Origin of the sequence: Serratia sp. SCBI (assembly GCF_000747565.1) — a bacterium.
Taxonomy (GTDB): domain Bacteria; phylum Pseudomonadota; class Gammaproteobacteria; order Enterobacterales; family Enterobacteriaceae; genus Serratia; species Serratia ureilytica.
The window spans coordinates 1,031,504-1,047,643 of sequence record NZ_CP003424.1; the positions used below are offsets into that span (position 1 = coordinate 1,031,504).

Below are 16,140 nucleotides of genomic sequence, written 5' to 3' on the forward strand. Positions count from 1 at the left end.
TCAATGAGCTTTTTCATTTCTGACGCCGTCGCATCCGCAGGGGCTCCGGCTCAGGGAAGCCCGTACTCTCTGATCATTATGCTGGTGGTGTTCGGCCTGATCTTCTACTTCATGATCCTGCGCCCACAGCAGAAGCGCGCGAAAGATCACAAGAAGCTGATGGACTCCATCGGTAAGGGCGACGAAGTGCTGACCACCGGCGGCCTGATCGGTCGCGTGACCAAAGTGGCCGACACCGGCATCATCGCCATCGCGCTGAACGACACCACGGAAGTGATGATCAAGCGTGACTTCGTGGCGGCCGTTCTGCCGAAAGGTACCATGAAGGCCCTGTAATCTTTTTTCCCGAAGGGAATTGCCGTGCTAAACCGTTATCCTTTGTGGAAGTATCTGATGTTGATCGTCGTGATCCTCGTCGGTCTGCTTTATGCGCTTCCCAACATCTACGGTGAGGATCCGGCCGTACAAATCACTGGCGCGCGCGGCGTCGCCGCCAGTGAAACTACGCTGGACCAGGTCCGTACCGTATTAGAAAAAGACAACATCGCGAGCAAGTCGATTGCGCTGGAAAATGGCGCCATCCTGGCTCGCTTTAAAGATCCTGACGTTCAGCTGCGCGCCCGCGAAGCGCTGGTGACCGAGCTGGGTGACAAATTCGTCGTGGCGCTGAACCTGGCGCCGGCCACGCCGACCTGGCTGGCCATGCTGGGCGCAGAGCCGATGAAACTCGGCCTGGACCTGCGCGGCGGCGTGCACTTCCTGATGGAAGTGGACATGGACACCGCGTTGAGCAAGCTGCAGGAACAAACCATGGATACCCTGCGCAGCGAGCTGCGCGAGAAGGGCATTCCTTACGCGTCTATCCGCAAGCTGGACAACAACGGCGTGGAAGTTCGCTTCCGCGACGATGCGGCCCGTGACCAGGCCATCAGCTACATCGGCCCGCGTCAGCGCGATCTGGTGCTGTCCGCCAATGGCGCCAACACCATGAAAGCCAGCCTGACGGACGCTCGTCTGAGCGAAGCGCGCGAATACGCCGTACAGCAGAACATCACTATCCTGCGTAACCGCGTCAACCAGCTCGGCGTCGCCGAACCGCTGGTGCAGCGCCAGGGATCCGATCGCATCGTGGTTGAGTTGCCGGGCATTCAGGACACCGCGCGCGCCAAAGAAATTCTGGGCGCCACCGCGACGCTGGAATTCCGTCTGGTGAACACCAATGCGGACGCCACCGCGGCGGCCAACGGCCGCGTGCCGGGCGATTCCGAGGTGAAATACACCCGCGACGGCCAGCCGATCGTGCTGTACAAGCGCGTGATCCTGACCGGTGACCACATCACCGACTCCACCTCGAGCACCGACGAATACAACCAGCCGCAGGTTAACATCTCGCTGGACAGCGCCGGCGGCACGTCGATGTCCAACTTCACCAAGGACAACATCGGCAAACCGATGGCGACCCTGTTCGTGGAGTACAAGGACAGCGGCAAGAAAGACGCCAACGGCCGTGCGGTGCTGGTGAAACAGGAAGAAGTGATCAACGTGGCGAACATTCAGTCGCGTCTGGGTAACAGCTTCCGCATCACCGGCATCGGCAACCCGAACGAAGCGCGTCAGCTTTCGCTGCTGCTGCGTGCGGGTGCGCTGATTGCGCCGATTCAGATCGTTGAAGAGCGCACCATCGGTCCAACCCTGGGTCAGCAGAACATCACCCAAGGTCTGGAAGCCTGTCTGTGGGGCCTGGTGGCGTCCATCGTCTTCATGGTGGTCTGGTACCGTAAGTTCGGCGTGATCGCCACCACGGCGCTGGTCGCTAACCTGGTGTTGATCGTCGGCGTGATGTCCCTGTTGCCGGGGGCGACGCTGACCATGCCGGGCATTGCCGGGATCGTGTTGACGCTGGCGGTGGCGGTCGACGCCAACGTACTGATTAACGAACGTATCAAGGAAGAGCTGAAGAACGGCCGATCCGTTCAGCAGGCGATCCATGAGGGCTATAAAGGCGCGTTCTCCAGTATCGTCGACGCCAACATCACCACCCTGATCACCGCGGTCATCCTGTACGCAGTCGGCACCGGTTCGATCAAGGGCTTTGCGATCACCACCGCTATCGGTGTGGCGACGTCCATGTTCACCGCGATTGTCGGTACCCGTGCCATCGTCAACCTGCTTTACGGCGGCAAACGCATTAACAAGCTGTCTATCTGAGGAGTGCGTTGTGGCACAGGATTATACTGTTGAGCAACTCAACTACGGCCGTAAAGTCTACGACTTTATGCGCTGGGACTACGTGGCTTTCGGCATCTCGTTGGTGCTGTTGGTCGCGTCGATCGCCACCATGTCGGTGCGCGGCTTTAACTGGGGTCTGGATTTCACCGGCGGTACGGTGATTGAAATCAACCTGGAGAAGCCGGCTAACCTCGACCTGATGCGCGACACGCTGGAGAAGGCCGGGTTCCAGGATCCGATTATCCAGAACTTCGGCAGCAGCCGCGACGTGATGGTGCGCATGCCACCGGCGACCGGCACCGCAGGCCAGGAACTGGGCAATAAGGTGATCGGCGTGATCAACGACTCGGTGGATAAAAACGCCACCGTGAAGCGCATTGAGTTCGTCGGCCCGAGCGTGGGCAGCGAGCTGGCGCAAACCGGCGGCATGGCGCTGCTGGTGGCGTTGATCTGTATCCTGATCTACGTCGGCTTCCGCTTCGAATGGCGCCTGGCGCTGGGGGCGGTTATCGCGCTGGCGCACGACGTGATCATCACGCTGGGCGTGCTGTCGCTGTTCCACATCGAGATTGACTTGACCATCGTCGCGTCCCTGATGTCGGTTATCGGTTACTCGCTGAACGACAGCATCGTGGTCTCCGACCGTATTCGTGAGAACTTCCGCAAGATCCGCCGCGGCACGCCTTACGAGATCATGAACGTGTCGTTGACCCAGACGCTGAGCCGTACGCTGATGACTTCCGGGACCACCCTGATGGTGGTGCTGATGCTGTACATCTTCGGTGGCGCGATGCTGCAAGGCTTCTCGCTGGCGATGCTGATCGGCGTGTCGATCGGTACCGTTTCCTCTATCTACGTCGCGTCCGCGCTGGCGTTGAAGCTGGGGATGAAACGCGAACACATGCTGCAGCAAAAAGTGGAAAAAGAGGGCGCGGATCAGCCTTCGATTCTGCCTTAACCGCCGCAGTATTCAGCGAAATGAGAAGGAGCGCCTATCGGCGCTCCTTTTTTTTGCCTCGGATTTCAGTGTTGCTGCACCACCGCCGGCTGGGCGGTGGCTACCAGGCTGTGCAGACGGATATAGCCCAGCTGTTCCGGCGTCAGGCCGCTGAAGCGCAGCTCGAAGTCCTGCCCGGGTTTCGGCAGCAGCGAGTCGGCGCTGGCGATCGGTTGCGACAGCGCCTCGGCGGTCAGCGGCCGGCCGGTGGCCGCGTCCAGTTGGCCCCATTCCACCACCGCTTTAAACGGCGGCAGCGTGGCCTGTGAGAGGATGCGCACATGCAGCTGCGCCTGGGCACCGTTGGCTTCGCTCTTGATGTGGCTCAGCGAAACGCTCAGTTCGCCGATGCCGCTTTGCAAACGGGCGGCGCTCCGCGCCGCCGGCAGCAGGTAGACGCCGTTGTCGGAGTGCTGATTGAGCTGGTTTTGCCGCTCCAGCGCGGTGGCCTGATCGGTCAATACGCTCACTTTTTGGTTCAGTGCGGCGACCTGATGGCGCAGCTGAGGCACGGCGGCGTTGTGCGCGCAGCCAGTGAGCAACACGGCGGCGGCGAGCAGGGTGATTTTGGGGTAACGGGTTGTCATGACGGCGATTTCCTATGCTGAATCTCCTGCTATCAAGCTTAGCCCGCATGGCGGTGAAAGTCATATCGGCGCCGCCTGCCCGCCGCTTATCGCAACAAATGGCTGACGCCCTTTGTTGTGGCTTCACTTCGGGTTAAACTGCATTTATCTATAAAAAACGTTTATCAGGACGTGTTATGCATTGCCCTTTCTGCGCCGCCGTTGATACCAAAGTCATTGATTCCCGCCTGGTGGGGGACGGTTCGCAAGTACGCCGTCGTCGCCAGTGTCTGGTATGCAATGAACGCTTCACCACCTTCGAGGTGGCCGAGCTGGTGATGCCGCGAGTGATTAAAAGCGATGAGGTGCGCGAGCCGTTCAACGAAGACAAACTGCGTCGCGGCATGCTGAAAGCGCTGGAGAAGCGCCCGGTCAGCTCGGACGACGTGGAAAACGCCCTTAACCATATCAAATCCCAACTGCGCGCCACCGGCGAACGCGAAGTGCCGACCAAGTTAGTCGGCAATCTGGTGATGGACGCGCTGAAAAAGCTGGATAAGGTCGCCTACATTCGCTTCGCGTCGGTGTACCGCAGCTTCGAAGACGTGCGCGAGTTCGGCGAAGAGATTGCCCGCCTGCAAGACTAAAGGATCTTTCATGCATCACGACGAATTTTACATGGCGCGCGCCTTCGAGCTGGCGCGGCTGGGGCGTTTCACCACCGCGCCCAATCCGAACGTCGGCTGCGTTATCGTGCGCGACGGCGAAATTGTCGGTGAAGGCTATCATCTGCGCGCTGGCGAGCCGCACGCGGAAGTGCACGCGCTGCGCATGGCGGGCGACAAGGCGCGCGGCGCCACCGCCTATGTGACGCTCGAGCCGTGCAGCCATCACGGCCGCACGCCGCCCTGCGCCGATGCGCTGGTGGCCGCCGGCGTGACGCGGGTGGTCGCGGCGATGCAAGATCCCAATCCTCAGGTGGCGGGGCGCGGCTTGTACAAGCTGCAGCAAGCCGGCGTCGAAGTACGTCATGGCCTGATGCTGGCCGAGGCCGAAGCGGTCAACCTGGGCTTCCTCAAACGCATGCGCACCGGTTTTCCCTATGTGCAACTGAAGCTGGGCGCGTCGCTGGACGGCCGCACGGCGATGGCCTCCGGCGAAAGCCAGTGGATCACCTCACCCGAAGCGCGTCAGGACGTGCAGCGACTGCGTGCGCAGAGCGCCGCCATTCTCAGCACCAGCGCCACCGTGCTGGCGGACGATCCGTCGCTGACGGTGCGTTGGGATGAGCTGGATGCCGAGACCCAGCGCCTCTATCCGCGCGAAAATCTGCGTCAGCCGCTGCGCATCCTGCTCGACAGCCAAAATCGCATTACCCCACAGCACCGCGTGGTGCAGCAGCCGGGCGCCACCTGGCTGGCGCGGCTGCAGGCGGATGAACAGGCCTGGCCGCAAGACGTTGAGCAGTTTATCTGCCCGGCGCACGGCGGCGGCGTCGATCTGGTGGTGATGATGATGCTGTTGGCCAAGCGCCAGGTGAATTCAATCTGGGTGGAGGCGGGGGCGACGCTGGCCGGCGCGCTGCTGCAGGCCGGCCTGGTGGATGAGCTCATTTTGTACATCGCGCCAAAACTGTTGGGCGATAATGGCCGCGGCCTGTGTCATTTGCCGGGCCTTGAGCGTCTGGCCGACGCACCGGAATTCGTCTTTAGCGACGTGCGCCAGGTTGGCCCCGATCTGCGTTTGCGCCTGCGGGCGAAACACTGAATCTCGCGCCCGCGCGCCGGTTTTACAAAAGCGCCGCGCAGGCGATGAAAGAATATGATAGAATCCGCCCCCCTGCGGGGTATTGAACCCATTTTTAAGGAAAGCCCATGAAAGTTATCGAAGGTGTTGTTGCTACTCCAAATGCCCGTGTGGCGATCGCAATTGCACGTTTTAACAATTTCATCAACGACAGCCTGCTGGAAGGCGCCATCGACGCGCTGAAACGCATTGGTCAGGTTGCTGACGACAACATCACCGTTGTCTGGGTCCCGGGCGCTTACGAGCTGCCGCTGACGGCGAGCGTATTGGCCAAAACCGGCAAATACGACGCGGTTATTGCGCTGGGCACCGTTATCCGTGGGGGCACCGCGCACTTCGAATATGTGGCGGGCGAAGCCAGCTCCGGCATCGGCAACGTTGCGATGAATGCCGAAATCCCGGTTGCCTTTGGCGTGCTGACCACCGAAAGCATCGAACAAGCGATCGAACGCGCCGGCACCAAAGCGGGCAACAAGGGCGCTGAAGCCGCGTTGACCGCACTTGAAATGATTAATGTTATCAAAGCTATTAAAGCCTGAATTTAGTTAAGGGGAATTCCGTGAAACCTGCTGCTCGTCGCCGCGCTCGTGAGTGCGCTGTTCAAGCGCTTTACTCTTGGCAGTTGTCTAAAAACGACCTTGCCGATGTTGAACACCAGTTCCTGACGGAGCAGGATGTCAAAGATGTTGACGTCGCCTATTTTCGCGAGTTGCTGTCCGGCGCGGCAGTGAATGCAGGTATGCTGGACGAACTGATGGCGCCTTACCTGTCGCGTCAGCTCGAAGAGCTGGGCCAGGTGGAACGCGCGGTGCTGCGCGTCGCGCTGTTTGAACTGAAAATGCGCGAGGATGTCCCTTACAAGGTGGCGATCAACGAAGCGATCGAGCTGGCGAAAACCTTCGGCGCGGAAGACAGCCACAAGTTTGTGAACGGGGTGCTGGATAAAGTGGCGCCAACCCTTCGCAAGAAAAAGTAAAAAACATTAAGGCCGGCATTCCCGGCCTTAATTTCTTCTAGTGGAATATCGATATGGCATGCGGCGAATTTGACCTCATTGCCCGCTATTTTGACCGGTTTAAGCGCGTGCGCCGGGATGTACAGTTGGGCATTGGAGATGACTGCGCACTGCTGGCAGTGCCGGAAAAACAGCTGGTGGCCGTCAGTACCGATACGTTGGTCGCGGGCATTCACTTCCTGCCGGACATCGATCCGGCCGATCTCGGGTATAAAGCGCTGGCGGTCAATCTGAGCGATCTGGCGGCGATGGGCGCCGATCCGGCGTGGCTCTCGCTGGCCCTGACGCTGCCGGAGGTGAACGAACCCTGGCTGAAGGCGTTCAGCGACAGCCTGTTCGATCAACTCAATTATTACGGCATGCAGCTGATCGGCGGCGATACCACGCGCGGCCCGCTGAGCATGACCTTGACCATTCAGGGGCTGATCCCGGCCGGCCGGGCGTTGAGCCGCAGCGGCGCGCGCATCGGCGACTGGATCTATGTGACCGGCACGCTGGGCGACAGCGCCGCCGGTTTGGCGATCCTGCAGGATCGCCTGGCGGTGACGGATAGCGCGGCGCGCGATTATCTGGTCGCTCGCCATCTGCGTCCGCAGCCGCGGGTGCTGCAGGGGCAGGCGCTGCGCGATCTGGCCAGCTCGGCAATCGATCTTTCCGACGGCCTGATTTCCGATCTGAAGCACATCCTGAAGGCCAGCGACTGCGGCGCGCGCATCGTGCTGGACGAGCTGCCGATGTCGCAGGCGCTGAGCAGCCATGCCGATGCCGAACAGGCGCTGCGTTGGACGCTGGCGGGCGGCGAAGACTACGAGCTGTGCTTCACCGTGCCGGAGATCAACCGCGGCGCGCTGGACGTGGCGCTGAGCCACCTCGGGGCCGATTACACCTGTATCGGCCAGATTGGCCCGCTGTCTGAAGGCATTCGCTATTACCGCAACGACGAGGCGGTGGTGCTGGACTGGGCCGGGTTCGATCATTTCAACGCGGAGCCGGGCACCCATGGATGAAGCCAAGCGTCGGCTGCGGATGAGCAATCCGTGGCACCTGCTGGCCACCGGTTTTGGCAGCGGTTTGTCGCCGGTGATGCCGGGCACCATGGGATCGCTGGCGGCGATCCCGTTCTGGCTGCTGCTGATCCAACTGCCGTGGCAGCTCTACTCGCTGACGGTGATGTTCAGCATTTGCATCGGCGTCTATATTTGCCACCGCACGGCAAAAGACATGAAGGTGCACGATCACGGCAGCATCGTCTGGGATGAGTTCGTCGGCATGTGGATCACGCTGATGGCGCTGCCGGTCAACGATTGGCGCTGGGTCGCCGCCGGTTTCGTCATCTTCCGCATTCTGGATATGTGGAAGCCGTGGCCGATCCGCTGGTTCGACCGCAATGTGCATGGCGGCATGGGCATCATGGTCGACGATATCATCGCCGGCGTGCTGTCTGCGGGCGTCATCTACCTGATTGGGCACCACTGGCCGATCGGGCTGTTCTGACAGCCGGGCGCGGTTCTTCGCGCCCGCTTCTCTTATTCAAACCCCGTCACCCGATGCGGCACGTAAGCCGTTTCCAACTCCGCCACCTCTTGCGGCGACAAACTCAAGTCGACCGCGGCAATGGCGTCGTCCAACTGCTCGCTGCGTGATGCGCCAACGATCGGCGCGCTGACCGCCGGCTTGTTCAGCAGCCAAGCCAGCGCGATCTGCGCGCGTGGCACGCCGCGTTCCTCCGCCAGGCTGGCGACGCGCTCGGCGATAATGGCGTCGATGCCTTCGGTTTCATCGTACAGGCTCTTGCCGAACTGGTCCGAGACCAGGCGGGCGGTGGTTTCGCCCCAGGGGCGGGTCAGGCGGCCGCGCGCCAGCGGGCTCCACGGCAGTACGGCGATGCCTTCGGCGGCGCACAGCGGGTGCATCTCGCGCTCTTCTTCGCGCTGGATCAGGTTGTATTGATCCTGCATGCTGACGAAGCGCGTCCAGCCGTGCAGATCGGCGGTATACAGCGCCTTGGCGAACTGCCAGGCGTACATGGAAGAGGCGCCGATATAACGCGCCTTACCGGCTTTCACCACGTCGTGTAGCGCTTCCAGCGTCTCTTCCAGCGGCGTTTCGTAATCCCAGCGATGGATTTGCAGCAAATCGACATAGTCGGTGCCGAGACGGCGCAGGCTGTCGTCGATGGACTGCATGATCTTGGCGCGCGACAAACCGCGCTCCAGGTTGCTCAGCGGGAAATAGACCTTGGTGGCGATCACCACCTCCTCGCGGCGTGCATAGTCGCGCAGCGCCCGGCCGAGGATCTCCTCGCTGCTGCCGTCGGAATAGCTGTTGGCGGTGTCGAAAAAGTTGATGCCGGCTTCCAGCGCCTGTTTCAACAGTGGGCGGCTGCTTTCTTCCGGCAGCGTCCAGGCGTGATTGCCGCGGCTCGGTTCGCCGTAGGTCATGCAACCCAGGCAGATGCGCGAGACGTTCAGATCGGTGTTGCCCAGTTTGAGATATTTCATGCTTGCCTCCCATTCACAGCTCAGACAGTAACTGTAGCGCGGATCCCGGAGGGCGGAAATGAAAACGCCCCCGAAGGCGGAGGCGTTTTATCAGGCGCGAGTGGCGAATTACTGCGCCAGCCAGGTTTCGATTTGACGCTGAATGCCGGCGGCGTCCAGTCCCAGATCGGCGCGCAGTTCTTCCTGGGTGCCCTGTGAGACGAAGCTGTCCGGCAGGCCGAGGTTCAGCACCGGCACCGGACGGCGTTTGGCCATCAGCAGTTCGTTGACGCCGCTGCCGGCGCCGCCCATGATGGCGTTCTCTTCCAGCGTGACCAGCGTTTCATGGCTGGCGGCCAGTTCGAGCACCAGCTGCTCGTCCAGCGGTTTGACGAAGCGCATGTCGACCAGCGTGGCGTTGAGCGCTTCCGCCGCCGCAGCGGCCTCCGGCAGCAGGGTGCCGAAGTTGAGAATGGCGATCTTTTCCCCCTGGCGGCGCACCACGCCTTTGCCGATCGGCAGCAGGCTGAGCGGCTCCAGCGCAGCGCCGGTGCCGGTGCCGCGCGGATAGCGCACGGCGCTCGGGCCGTCGTTGTAGTGATAGCCGGTATACAGCATCTGGCGGCATTCGTTTTCGTCGCTTGGCGTCATGATCACCATGGTCGGGATGCAGCGCATGAACGACAGATCGAACGCCCCCTGGTGGGTCTGGCCGTCGGCGCCGACGATGCCGCCGCGATCGATGGCGAACATCACCGGCAGGTTTTGGATCGCCACGTCATGGATCAGCTGATCGTAGGCGCGTTGCAGGAAGGTGGAATAGATCGCCACCACCGGCTTGTAGCCGCCGATCGCCAGCCCGGCGGCGAAGGTGACCGCGTGTTGCTCGGCGATCGCCACATCGAAATATTGCTGCGGATAGTCGCGCGAGAACTGCACCATGCCGGAACCTTCGCGCATCGCCGGCGTGATCGCCATCAGTGAGCTGTCTTTGGCGGCGGTTTCACACAGCCAGTCGCCGAAGATTTTCGAATAGGTCGGCAGACCGCCGGCGCTTTTCGGCAGCGTGCCGCTGGCGGGATCGAACTTCGGCACCGCGTGGAAGCTGATCGGATCCTTCTCCGCCGGCGCGTAACCGCGGCCTTTCTTGGTCATGATGTGCAACAGCTGCGGGCCTTTCAGATCGCGCATGTTTTTCAACGTGGCGACCAGGCCCTGTACGTCGTGCCCGTCTACCGGGCCGATGTAGTTGAAGCCCAGCTCTTCGAACAGCGTACCCGGCACCACCATGCCTTTCAGGTGCTCTTCGGTGCGTTTCACCAGCTCCTTGATCGGCGGCACGCCGGCCAGCACTTTCTTGCCGCCTTCGCGCAGGGTGGAGTAAAGCTTGCCGGACAGCAGCTGTGCCAGATGGTTGTTCAGCGCGCCGACGTTTTCCGAGATCGACATCTCGTTGTCGTTCAGCACCACCAGCATGTCCGGATTGATGTCGCCGGCGTGGTTCATCGCTTCGAACGCCATGCCGGCGGTGATGGCGCCATCGCCGATCACGCACACCGTGCGGCGGCCTTTGCCTTCACGCTCTGCCGCCACCGCCATGCCGAGGCCGGCGCTGATCGAGGTTGACGAATGGCCGACCGACAGCACGTCGTATTCGCTTTCGGCGCGCCACGGGAAGGGGTGCAACCCGTTCTTTTGCCGGATAGTGGCGATCCGGTCGCGGCGGCCGGTCAGGATTTTGTGCGGGTAGGCCTGGTGGCCGACGTCCCACACCAGATGATCGAACGGCGTGTTGTAGACGAAATGCAACGCCACCGTCAGTTCGACGGTACCCAGCCCGGAGGCAAAGTGGCCGCTGGAGCGACTGACGCTGTTCAGCAGATATTGCCGCAGCTCATCGCACAGCTTCGGCAAGCTCTCTTTGGGCAGTGAGCGGAGTTCCTCGGGGTTTTCCGCTAGCGCCAGGGTTGGGTATTTGGCTATATCAAGACTCATTCGATACTCATATCAGAGGAGTTAACGTCACACGTTAATTGTCGCGTTCAATAATGAAGCTGGCTAACGCTCGCAATGGCGCTGTGTTATAAGATTGCGCTGCCAAAGTGTCTAATGCAGCTAATGCTTCCTGATAGAGATCCCACGCTTTTGCTTTCGCGCTGTCAAGCCCGAGTAACGCCGGGTAGGTACTCTTTCCGTGTTGTTGGTCCGCTCCCTGGCGCTTGCCGATCTTTTCAGTCTCGCCGACAACGTCCAAAATGTCATCCTGCACCTGGAACGCCAGGCCGACCGCAGCGGCGTAACGATCCAACTGCGGCAGCGCCGCTCGTCCTGCTTCGCCGGCGCTCAGCGCGCCCAGACGCACCGCGGCACGGATCAACGCACCGGTTTTGTGGCGGTGGATCTGCTCCAGCGCCTGCAGATCGACACGCTTGCCTTCGGCTTCCAGATCCAGCGATTGGCCGCCGCACATGCCGGCGACGCCGCTGGCTGCCGCCAGTTCGGAGACCATTGCCAGCCGATCGCGCAGCGCCACGTCGGGCATTTCGGCATCGGCCAGGATCGAAAACGCCAGCGTTTGCAGCGCATCGCCGGCCAGGATCGCGTTGGCTTCGCCGAATTTAATGTGGCAGGTCGGCTGGCCGCGGCGCAGATCGTCGTCGTCCATCGCCGGCAGATCGTCGTGGATCAGCGAGTAGGCGTGAATGCATTCCACCGCCGCCGCCGGCGCGTCCAGGTTGGTCAGCGATACGCCGAACATCTGGCCGGTGGTGTACACCAGGAACGGGCGCAGGCGCTTGCCGCCCAGTAAGGCGCCATGACGCATCGCCGCCACCATGTTGCCGTCGTTGAACGGCAGCGGGGCGATGAAATCCAGCAGCGCGCGATCGGCGCGCCGGCGGAAAATCTGCAGTTGATCGGCAAAAGCGGCCGATGGGACGATCTCAGACATGTCGGTTACTCGGTATCCGGTGTGAAAGGCGCCAACGCCGCGTCGTCGGCGCTGTCGTTAAGGAGGATCTGCACACGCTGTTCCGCCTGTTGCAGTTTCTGCTGGCCTTGACGCGCCAGCTGCACGCCGCGTTCGAATTCGTTCAGCGCGTCTTCCAGCGGCAGTTCGCCCGACTCCAGACGCGTCACGATGCTTTCCAACTCGCCGAGGGCGCTTTCAAAGCTGGCTGTTTGCTCTGTACTGGCTGATTGTGCTGGTTTTTTCGGCATAATTTTCTTTTTACGTCATCATGTGAACCGTGGCGCCAGAGCCTATCCTAGCGGATCTTGATTAGCAAATCATGGCGCTCATGTGTGGTTTTGTGCGCAGAGCACGGCGATATGGTGATATACTCCGCGCCGTAATTCTTATCTGACAACAAAGACCGCCATGAAGTTTATCATTAAATTGTTCCCGGAAATCACCATCAAGAGCCAATCTGTGCGCTTGCGCTTTATCAAGATTCTCTCGACCAATATTCGCAACGTCCTGAAGCAGTATGATGAAACGCTGGCGGTCGTCCGTCACTGGGATCATATCGAAGTTCGCGCCAAAGATGAAAACCAGCGGCCGGTCATCGCCGACGCGCTGACGCGGATCCCCGGCATCCACCATATTCTGGAAGTGGAGGATCGCGCTTATACCGATATCCACCACATCTTCGAGCAGACGCTGGAAGCCTACCGCGCCCAGCTGGAAGGCAAAACCTTCTGCGTGCGCGTCAAGCGCCGCGGCAAGCAGGCGTTCAACTCGCAGGACGTGGAGCGCTACGTCGGCGGCGGTCTGAACCAGCATATCGACAGCGCGCGCGTTAACCTGACCCGCCCGCAGGTCACGGTAAACCTTGAGATCGAAGACGACAAGCTGATGCTGGTTAAACGCCGCCTCGAAGGCATCGGCGGTTACCCGGTCGGCACTCAGGAAGATGTGATGTCGCTGATTTCCGGCGGTTTCGACTCGGGCGTGTCCAGCTATATGCTGATGCGTCGCGGCTGCCGCGTGCATTTCTGCTTCTTTAACCTGGGCGGCGCCGCGCATGAGATTGGCGTGAAGCAGGTGGCGCACTATCTGTGGAACCGTTTCGCCAGTTCGCACAAGGTGCGCTTCGTCGCCATCGACTTCGAACCGGTGGTGGGCGAGATCCTGGAGAAAGTCGACGACGGCCAGATGGGCGTGGTGCTCAAGCGCATGATGGTGCGCGCCGCTTCGCAAGTGGCCGAACGCTACGGCGTGCAGGCGCTGGTAACCGGTGAGGCGCTGGGGCAGGTGTCCAGCCAGACGCTGACCAACCTGCGCTTGATCGACAATGCGTCCGATACGCTGATCCTGCGTCCGCTGATCTCGCACGATAAAGAGCACATCATCAAACTGGCGCGTGAAATCGGCACCGAGGACTTCGCCAAAACCATGCCGGAATACTGCGGCGTGATTTCGAAGAGCCCGACGGTAAAAGCCGTCAAGGCCAAGATTGAAGAGGAAGAAAGCCACTTCGATTTCAGCATTCTCGATCGGGTGGTGAGCGAGGCGAAGAACGTCGATATTCGCTCCATCGCCGAGCAGGCGCAGGAGCAGGTGACCGAAGTGGAAACCGTCGCGGCCTTCGGCGCCGACGAGGTGATCCTGGATATCCGTTCCAACGACGAGCAGGAAGAGAAGCCGTTGCAGCTGGAACAGGTTGAAGTGAAAGCGCTGCCGTTCTATAAGCTGAGCACCCAGTTCGGCGATCTGGATCAGAGCAAAACCTATCTGCTGTACTGCGAGCGCGGCGTAATGAGCCGCCTGCAGGCGCTGTACCTGCTGGAGCAGGGCTTCAGCAACGTGAAGGTTTATCGCCCGTAACGCGGGCAGCGGCGTAAATGAGAGGGGCTGAACCGGTGTTCAGCCCTTTTTTTATCGGCAAGCCGCTCAGTCGCGGAAATCGTACATCCCAGGGATCAGCACCAGCTGCGCGGCGATCTCCGCCGCTTTGGCCTTGCCGAGCAGCAGGTCTATCAGCTTCAGTGCAAACTCCATCGCGGTGCCCGGCCCCTGGCTGGTGAGCAGGTTGACGCGCGCGTCGTACACCACGCGGCGCTCCATCCATTTATCCGCCGGTATCCGATCTTTCAAACCCGGGAAACCGGTCATGTTGCCGATCGGGAACAGATCGTGGTGCTGCAACACCAGCGCCGGGGCCGCGCAGATGGCGGCAACGATGTGGCCCTGCAGATGCATCTGCCGCACTTTTTCCACCAGCAGCGGACTGTCGCGGAAGCATTCCGCCCCCTGCAGGCCGCCGGGCAGCACGATGGCGTCGAAAGGCTCATCGACGATCGCCACCAGCGGCGCGTCGGCCAGCAGCTTGACGCCGCGTGAACAAACGATAGTCAGCTCGCCGTCGCCGGCGACGCTGGCGGTAGTGACTTTAACGCCCGCCCGCACCAGCAGATCGATGGTGGTGACGGCTTCGGTTTCTTCGCTACCAGGTGCCAGGCAGACCAGCGCCGATACGCTCATATTCATTTTCCTTTCGTTTAATCAATTCAAACAGCCGCGCATTCTCCGGCAGCGTGAGGCCGTGGCTGCGCGCGCGGCGCAGCAGGTAGCCGGTGATGTAGTCGATCTCGGTATGCCGCTGGCTGCGGATATCCTGCAGCATCGACGAAACGTTGTCGGCGGTGCTGTGGATCACGTCCATCACGTATTGCATCAGGCCTTCGCAGGAGGTGTGGTAACCCTCCATGGCCATCACGCTGGCGACTTCACGACACAGCGCTTCGATCTGCTCCGGGTAGCGCTGCAGATCGCCGTTGCGGCAGCCGTACAGCGCCGTCAGCGGGTTGATCACGCAGTTGACCGCCAGCTTGCGCCAGTTGGCCGAGGCGATGTTGTTGTGCCAGGCGACGTCGGGCAGCGCCTGATGCAGCACTTCCGCCAGGTGGCTGAGGTGCTGGGCGGCCGGTGAGGTGGGGCCGATGTGGGTGATGCCGGTGGCGACGTGGATAATGGTGCTGCCTTCGTGGCGCGCGGCGTGGGTGGTGGTGCCCTGCAAGATGGGCTGGCCATTCGGCGGCAGCTCCTCCTGAGTGCCCATGCCGTTGTGCAGCAGCAAGATGGCGCAGCGGGGGCTCAGCTTCGGCAACAGCGCGCTGACCGCGCTGGATACCTGCCAGGCTTTCAGCGTCACCAGCAGCAGCTCGCTTTGCGCGAGGTGCTCCGGATCGTTGGTGGGCAAATTGCGATTAAACGAGACGCCTTCCGGCTCTATCACGTTCACGGCGCAAAAAGGCTGCGGCACTCTTAGCCATCCCTGTACATCGTGGCCCTGCTGATACAGCCGGGAGAGCCACAGTTGTCCGAGCGCGCCGCAACCAAGAATGGTTATTTTCATTCAGTCTCCTTGGAAACACGGGAATACCGCTCAATTACCGTGATCTAACTATAGGCTTTATGGCAGCCTGAAGCGCTATCCCTGCGTGCGTTCAGCAGATTTTGTCTGAGGCGGCAAAGCGGTTATCATGCTCGGCATCAAAATCGCCTAAGCTATTAGGCACTCATTCAGGAGGAAGAAGTATGCCATCTTTCGACATCGTTTCCGAAATTGATATGCAGGAAGTGCGTAACGCCGTTGAGAACGCCACCCGCGATCTCGGCACCCGCTGGGATTTTCGCAACGTGCCGGCCAGCTTTGAGCTAAACGAGAAGAATCAAAGCATCAAGGTTGCCACCGAGTCTGATTTTCAGGTGCAGCAGCTGCTCGACATTCTGCGCGAAAAGCTGAGCAAGCGCAGCATCGACGGCGCCGCGCTGGAGATCCCGGAAGAGTTTACCCACAGCGGTAAAACCTACAGCGTGGAAGCCAAGCTGAAGCAGGGGATTGAAACCAGCGTGGCGAAGAAAATCGTCAAGCTGATCAAAGACAGCAAGCTGAAGGTGCAGGCGCAGATCCAGGGCGAAGAAGTGCGGGTGACCGGCAAGTCACGCGACGACTTGCAGAGCGTGATGGCGCTGGTGCGCGGCGGCGATCTGGGCCAGCCGTTCCAGTTCAAGAACTTCCGCGATTAATCTCGACGGGGCCG

At 61.0% G+C, this 16,140-nt stretch carries 18 protein-coding genes; 11 read left to right on the forward strand and 7 right to left on the reverse strand.

Annotation, left to right across the window (positions count from 1 at the left end; translation table 11 throughout):
• The first annotated feature begins 3 nt into the window (after positions 1-3).
• From yajC to secF, 3 genes are read left to right on the forward strand one after another with little or no spacing between them, the layout of a single operon-like run.
• A complete protein-coding gene (gene yajC, locus SERRSCBI_RS04755) occupies positions 4-336 on the forward strand; it encodes a preprotein translocase subunit YajC (RefSeq protein WP_004940391.1) in 333 nt (110 codons plus the stop codon).
• Positions 337-360: 24 nt separating this feature from the next.
• Positions 361-2,208 carry a protein translocase subunit SecD gene (gene secD / locus SERRSCBI_RS04760; protein WP_071845087.1) on the forward strand — a complete coding sequence of 616 codons (1,848 nt, stop codon included), beginning with the start codon at positions 361-363 and terminating at the stop codon, positions 2,206-2,208.
• Positions 2,209-2,218: 10 nt separating this feature from the next.
• Entirely contained in the window at positions 2,219-3,187 is a 969-nt protein-coding gene (secF, locus tag SERRSCBI_RS04765) for a protein translocase subunit SecF (RefSeq protein WP_019454209.1), read from the forward strand.
• Between the two features lie 65 nt (positions 3,188-3,252).
• Here the strand turns inward: secF and SERRSCBI_RS04770 are convergent, their stop codons facing one another.
• Entirely contained in the window at positions 3,253-3,813 is a 561-nt protein-coding gene (locus tag SERRSCBI_RS04770) for a DUF3251 domain-containing protein (RefSeq protein ID WP_042783782.1), read from the reverse strand.
• A 176-nt stretch (positions 3,814-3,989) separates the two neighbouring features.
• Between SERRSCBI_RS04770 and nrdR the strand changes: the two genes are divergently transcribed.
• The 6 genes from nrdR (at position 3,990) to pgpA (ending at position 8,107) form a co-directional block, all read left to right on the forward strand.
• Positions 3,990-4,439 carry a transcriptional regulator NrdR gene (nrdR, locus tag SERRSCBI_RS04775; RefSeq protein WP_004940387.1) on the forward strand — a complete coding sequence of 150 codons (450 nt, stop codon included), beginning with the start codon at positions 3,990-3,992 and terminating at the stop codon, positions 4,437-4,439.
• A 10-nt stretch (positions 4,440-4,449) separates the two neighbouring features.
• Positions 4,450-5,559: a bifunctional diaminohydroxyphosphoribosylaminopyrimidine deaminase/5-amino-6-(5-phosphoribosylamino)uracil reductase RibD gene (gene ribD / locus SERRSCBI_RS04780; RefSeq protein WP_033642057.1), complete on the forward strand. Its 1,110-nt coding sequence runs from the start codon at positions 4,450-4,452 to the stop codon at positions 5,557-5,559.
• Positions 5,560-5,666: 107 nt separating this feature from the next.
• Positions 5,667-6,137, forward strand: coding sequence for a 6,7-dimethyl-8-ribityllumazine synthase (gene ribE / locus SERRSCBI_RS04785; RefSeq protein ID WP_004940385.1), 471 nt, complete (start codon positions 5,667-5,669; stop codon positions 6,135-6,137).
• 20 nt (positions 6,138-6,157) lie between these two features.
• Positions 6,158-6,574 (forward strand): transcription antitermination factor NusB, encoded by a 417-nt coding sequence (nusB, locus tag SERRSCBI_RS04790; RefSeq protein ID WP_004940384.1) that lies wholly within the window; start codon positions 6,158-6,160, stop codon positions 6,572-6,574.
• Between the two features lie 53 nt (positions 6,575-6,627).
• Positions 6,628-7,620 carry a thiamine-phosphate kinase gene (gene thiL, locus SERRSCBI_RS04795; RefSeq protein ID WP_042783783.1) on the forward strand — a complete coding sequence of 331 codons (993 nt, stop codon included), beginning with the start codon at positions 6,628-6,630 and terminating at the stop codon, positions 7,618-7,620.
• Positions 7,613-8,107 carry a phosphatidylglycerophosphatase A gene (pgpA, locus tag SERRSCBI_RS04800; RefSeq protein ID WP_042783784.1) on the forward strand — a complete coding sequence of 165 codons (495 nt, stop codon included), beginning with the start codon at positions 7,613-7,615 and terminating at the stop codon, positions 8,105-8,107. Before thiL ends, pgpA begins: the two co-directional genes overlap by 8 nt.
• Positions 8,108-8,139: 32 nt before the next feature.
• Here the strand turns inward: pgpA and SERRSCBI_RS04805 are convergent, their stop codons facing one another.
• From SERRSCBI_RS04805 to xseB, 4 genes are all read right to left on the reverse strand, one after another.
• Positions 8,140-9,114 (reverse strand): aldo/keto reductase, encoded by a 975-nt coding sequence (locus SERRSCBI_RS04805; RefSeq protein WP_033642059.1) that lies wholly within the window; start codon positions 9,112-9,114, stop codon positions 8,140-8,142.
• Between the two features lie 108 nt (positions 9,115-9,222).
• Complete coding sequence (gene dxs, locus SERRSCBI_RS04810) at positions 9,223-11,088, reverse strand: 1-deoxy-D-xylulose-5-phosphate synthase (RefSeq protein ID WP_033642060.1); 1,866 nt, start codon at positions 11,086-11,088, stop codon at positions 9,223-9,225.
• 34 nt (positions 11,089-11,122) lie between these two features.
• Positions 11,123-12,043: a (2E,6E)-farnesyl diphosphate synthase gene (gene ispA, locus SERRSCBI_RS04815; RefSeq protein WP_033651083.1), complete on the reverse strand. Its 921-nt coding sequence runs from the start codon at positions 12,041-12,043 to the stop codon at positions 11,123-11,125.
• Positions 12,044-12,048: 5 nt separating this feature from the next.
• Positions 12,049-12,312 (reverse strand): exodeoxyribonuclease VII small subunit, encoded by a 264-nt coding sequence (xseB, locus tag SERRSCBI_RS04820; protein WP_033642062.1) that lies wholly within the window; start codon positions 12,310-12,312, stop codon positions 12,049-12,051.
• Positions 12,313-12,472: 160 nt separating this feature from the next.
• On the opposite strand from xseB, the gene thiI reads away from it, so the two are divergent.
• The gene (gene thiI / locus SERRSCBI_RS04825; protein WP_033642063.1) at positions 12,473-13,921 is read left to right on the forward strand and encodes a tRNA uracil 4-sulfurtransferase ThiI; all 1,449 of its coding nucleotides are present in this window, start codon (positions 12,473-12,475) and stop codon (positions 13,919-13,921) included.
• 66 nt (positions 13,922-13,987) lie between these two features.
• Here thiI and yajL read toward each other — a convergent pair whose 3' ends face one another.
• Together yajL and panE are read right to left on the reverse strand one after the other, a co-directional pair.
• Positions 13,988-14,578, reverse strand: a complete 591-nt coding sequence (yajL, locus tag SERRSCBI_RS04830; protein WP_033642064.1) for a protein deglycase YajL — start codon at positions 14,576-14,578, stop codon at positions 13,988-13,990.
• The gene (gene panE, locus SERRSCBI_RS04835) at positions 14,541-15,452 is read right to left on the reverse strand and encodes a 2-dehydropantoate 2-reductase (protein WP_033642065.1); all 912 of its coding nucleotides are present in this window, start codon (positions 15,450-15,452) and stop codon (positions 14,541-14,543) included. Before panE ends, yajL begins: the two co-directional genes overlap by 38 nt.
• A 182-nt stretch (positions 15,453-15,634) precedes the next feature.
• Here panE and SERRSCBI_RS04840 point away from each other — a divergent pair, with 182 nt between their 5' ends.
• Entirely contained in the window at positions 15,635-16,126 is a 492-nt protein-coding gene (locus SERRSCBI_RS04840; RefSeq protein WP_004940373.1) for a YajQ family cyclic di-GMP-binding protein, read from the forward strand.
• Positions 16,127-16,140: the final 14 nt, after the last annotated feature.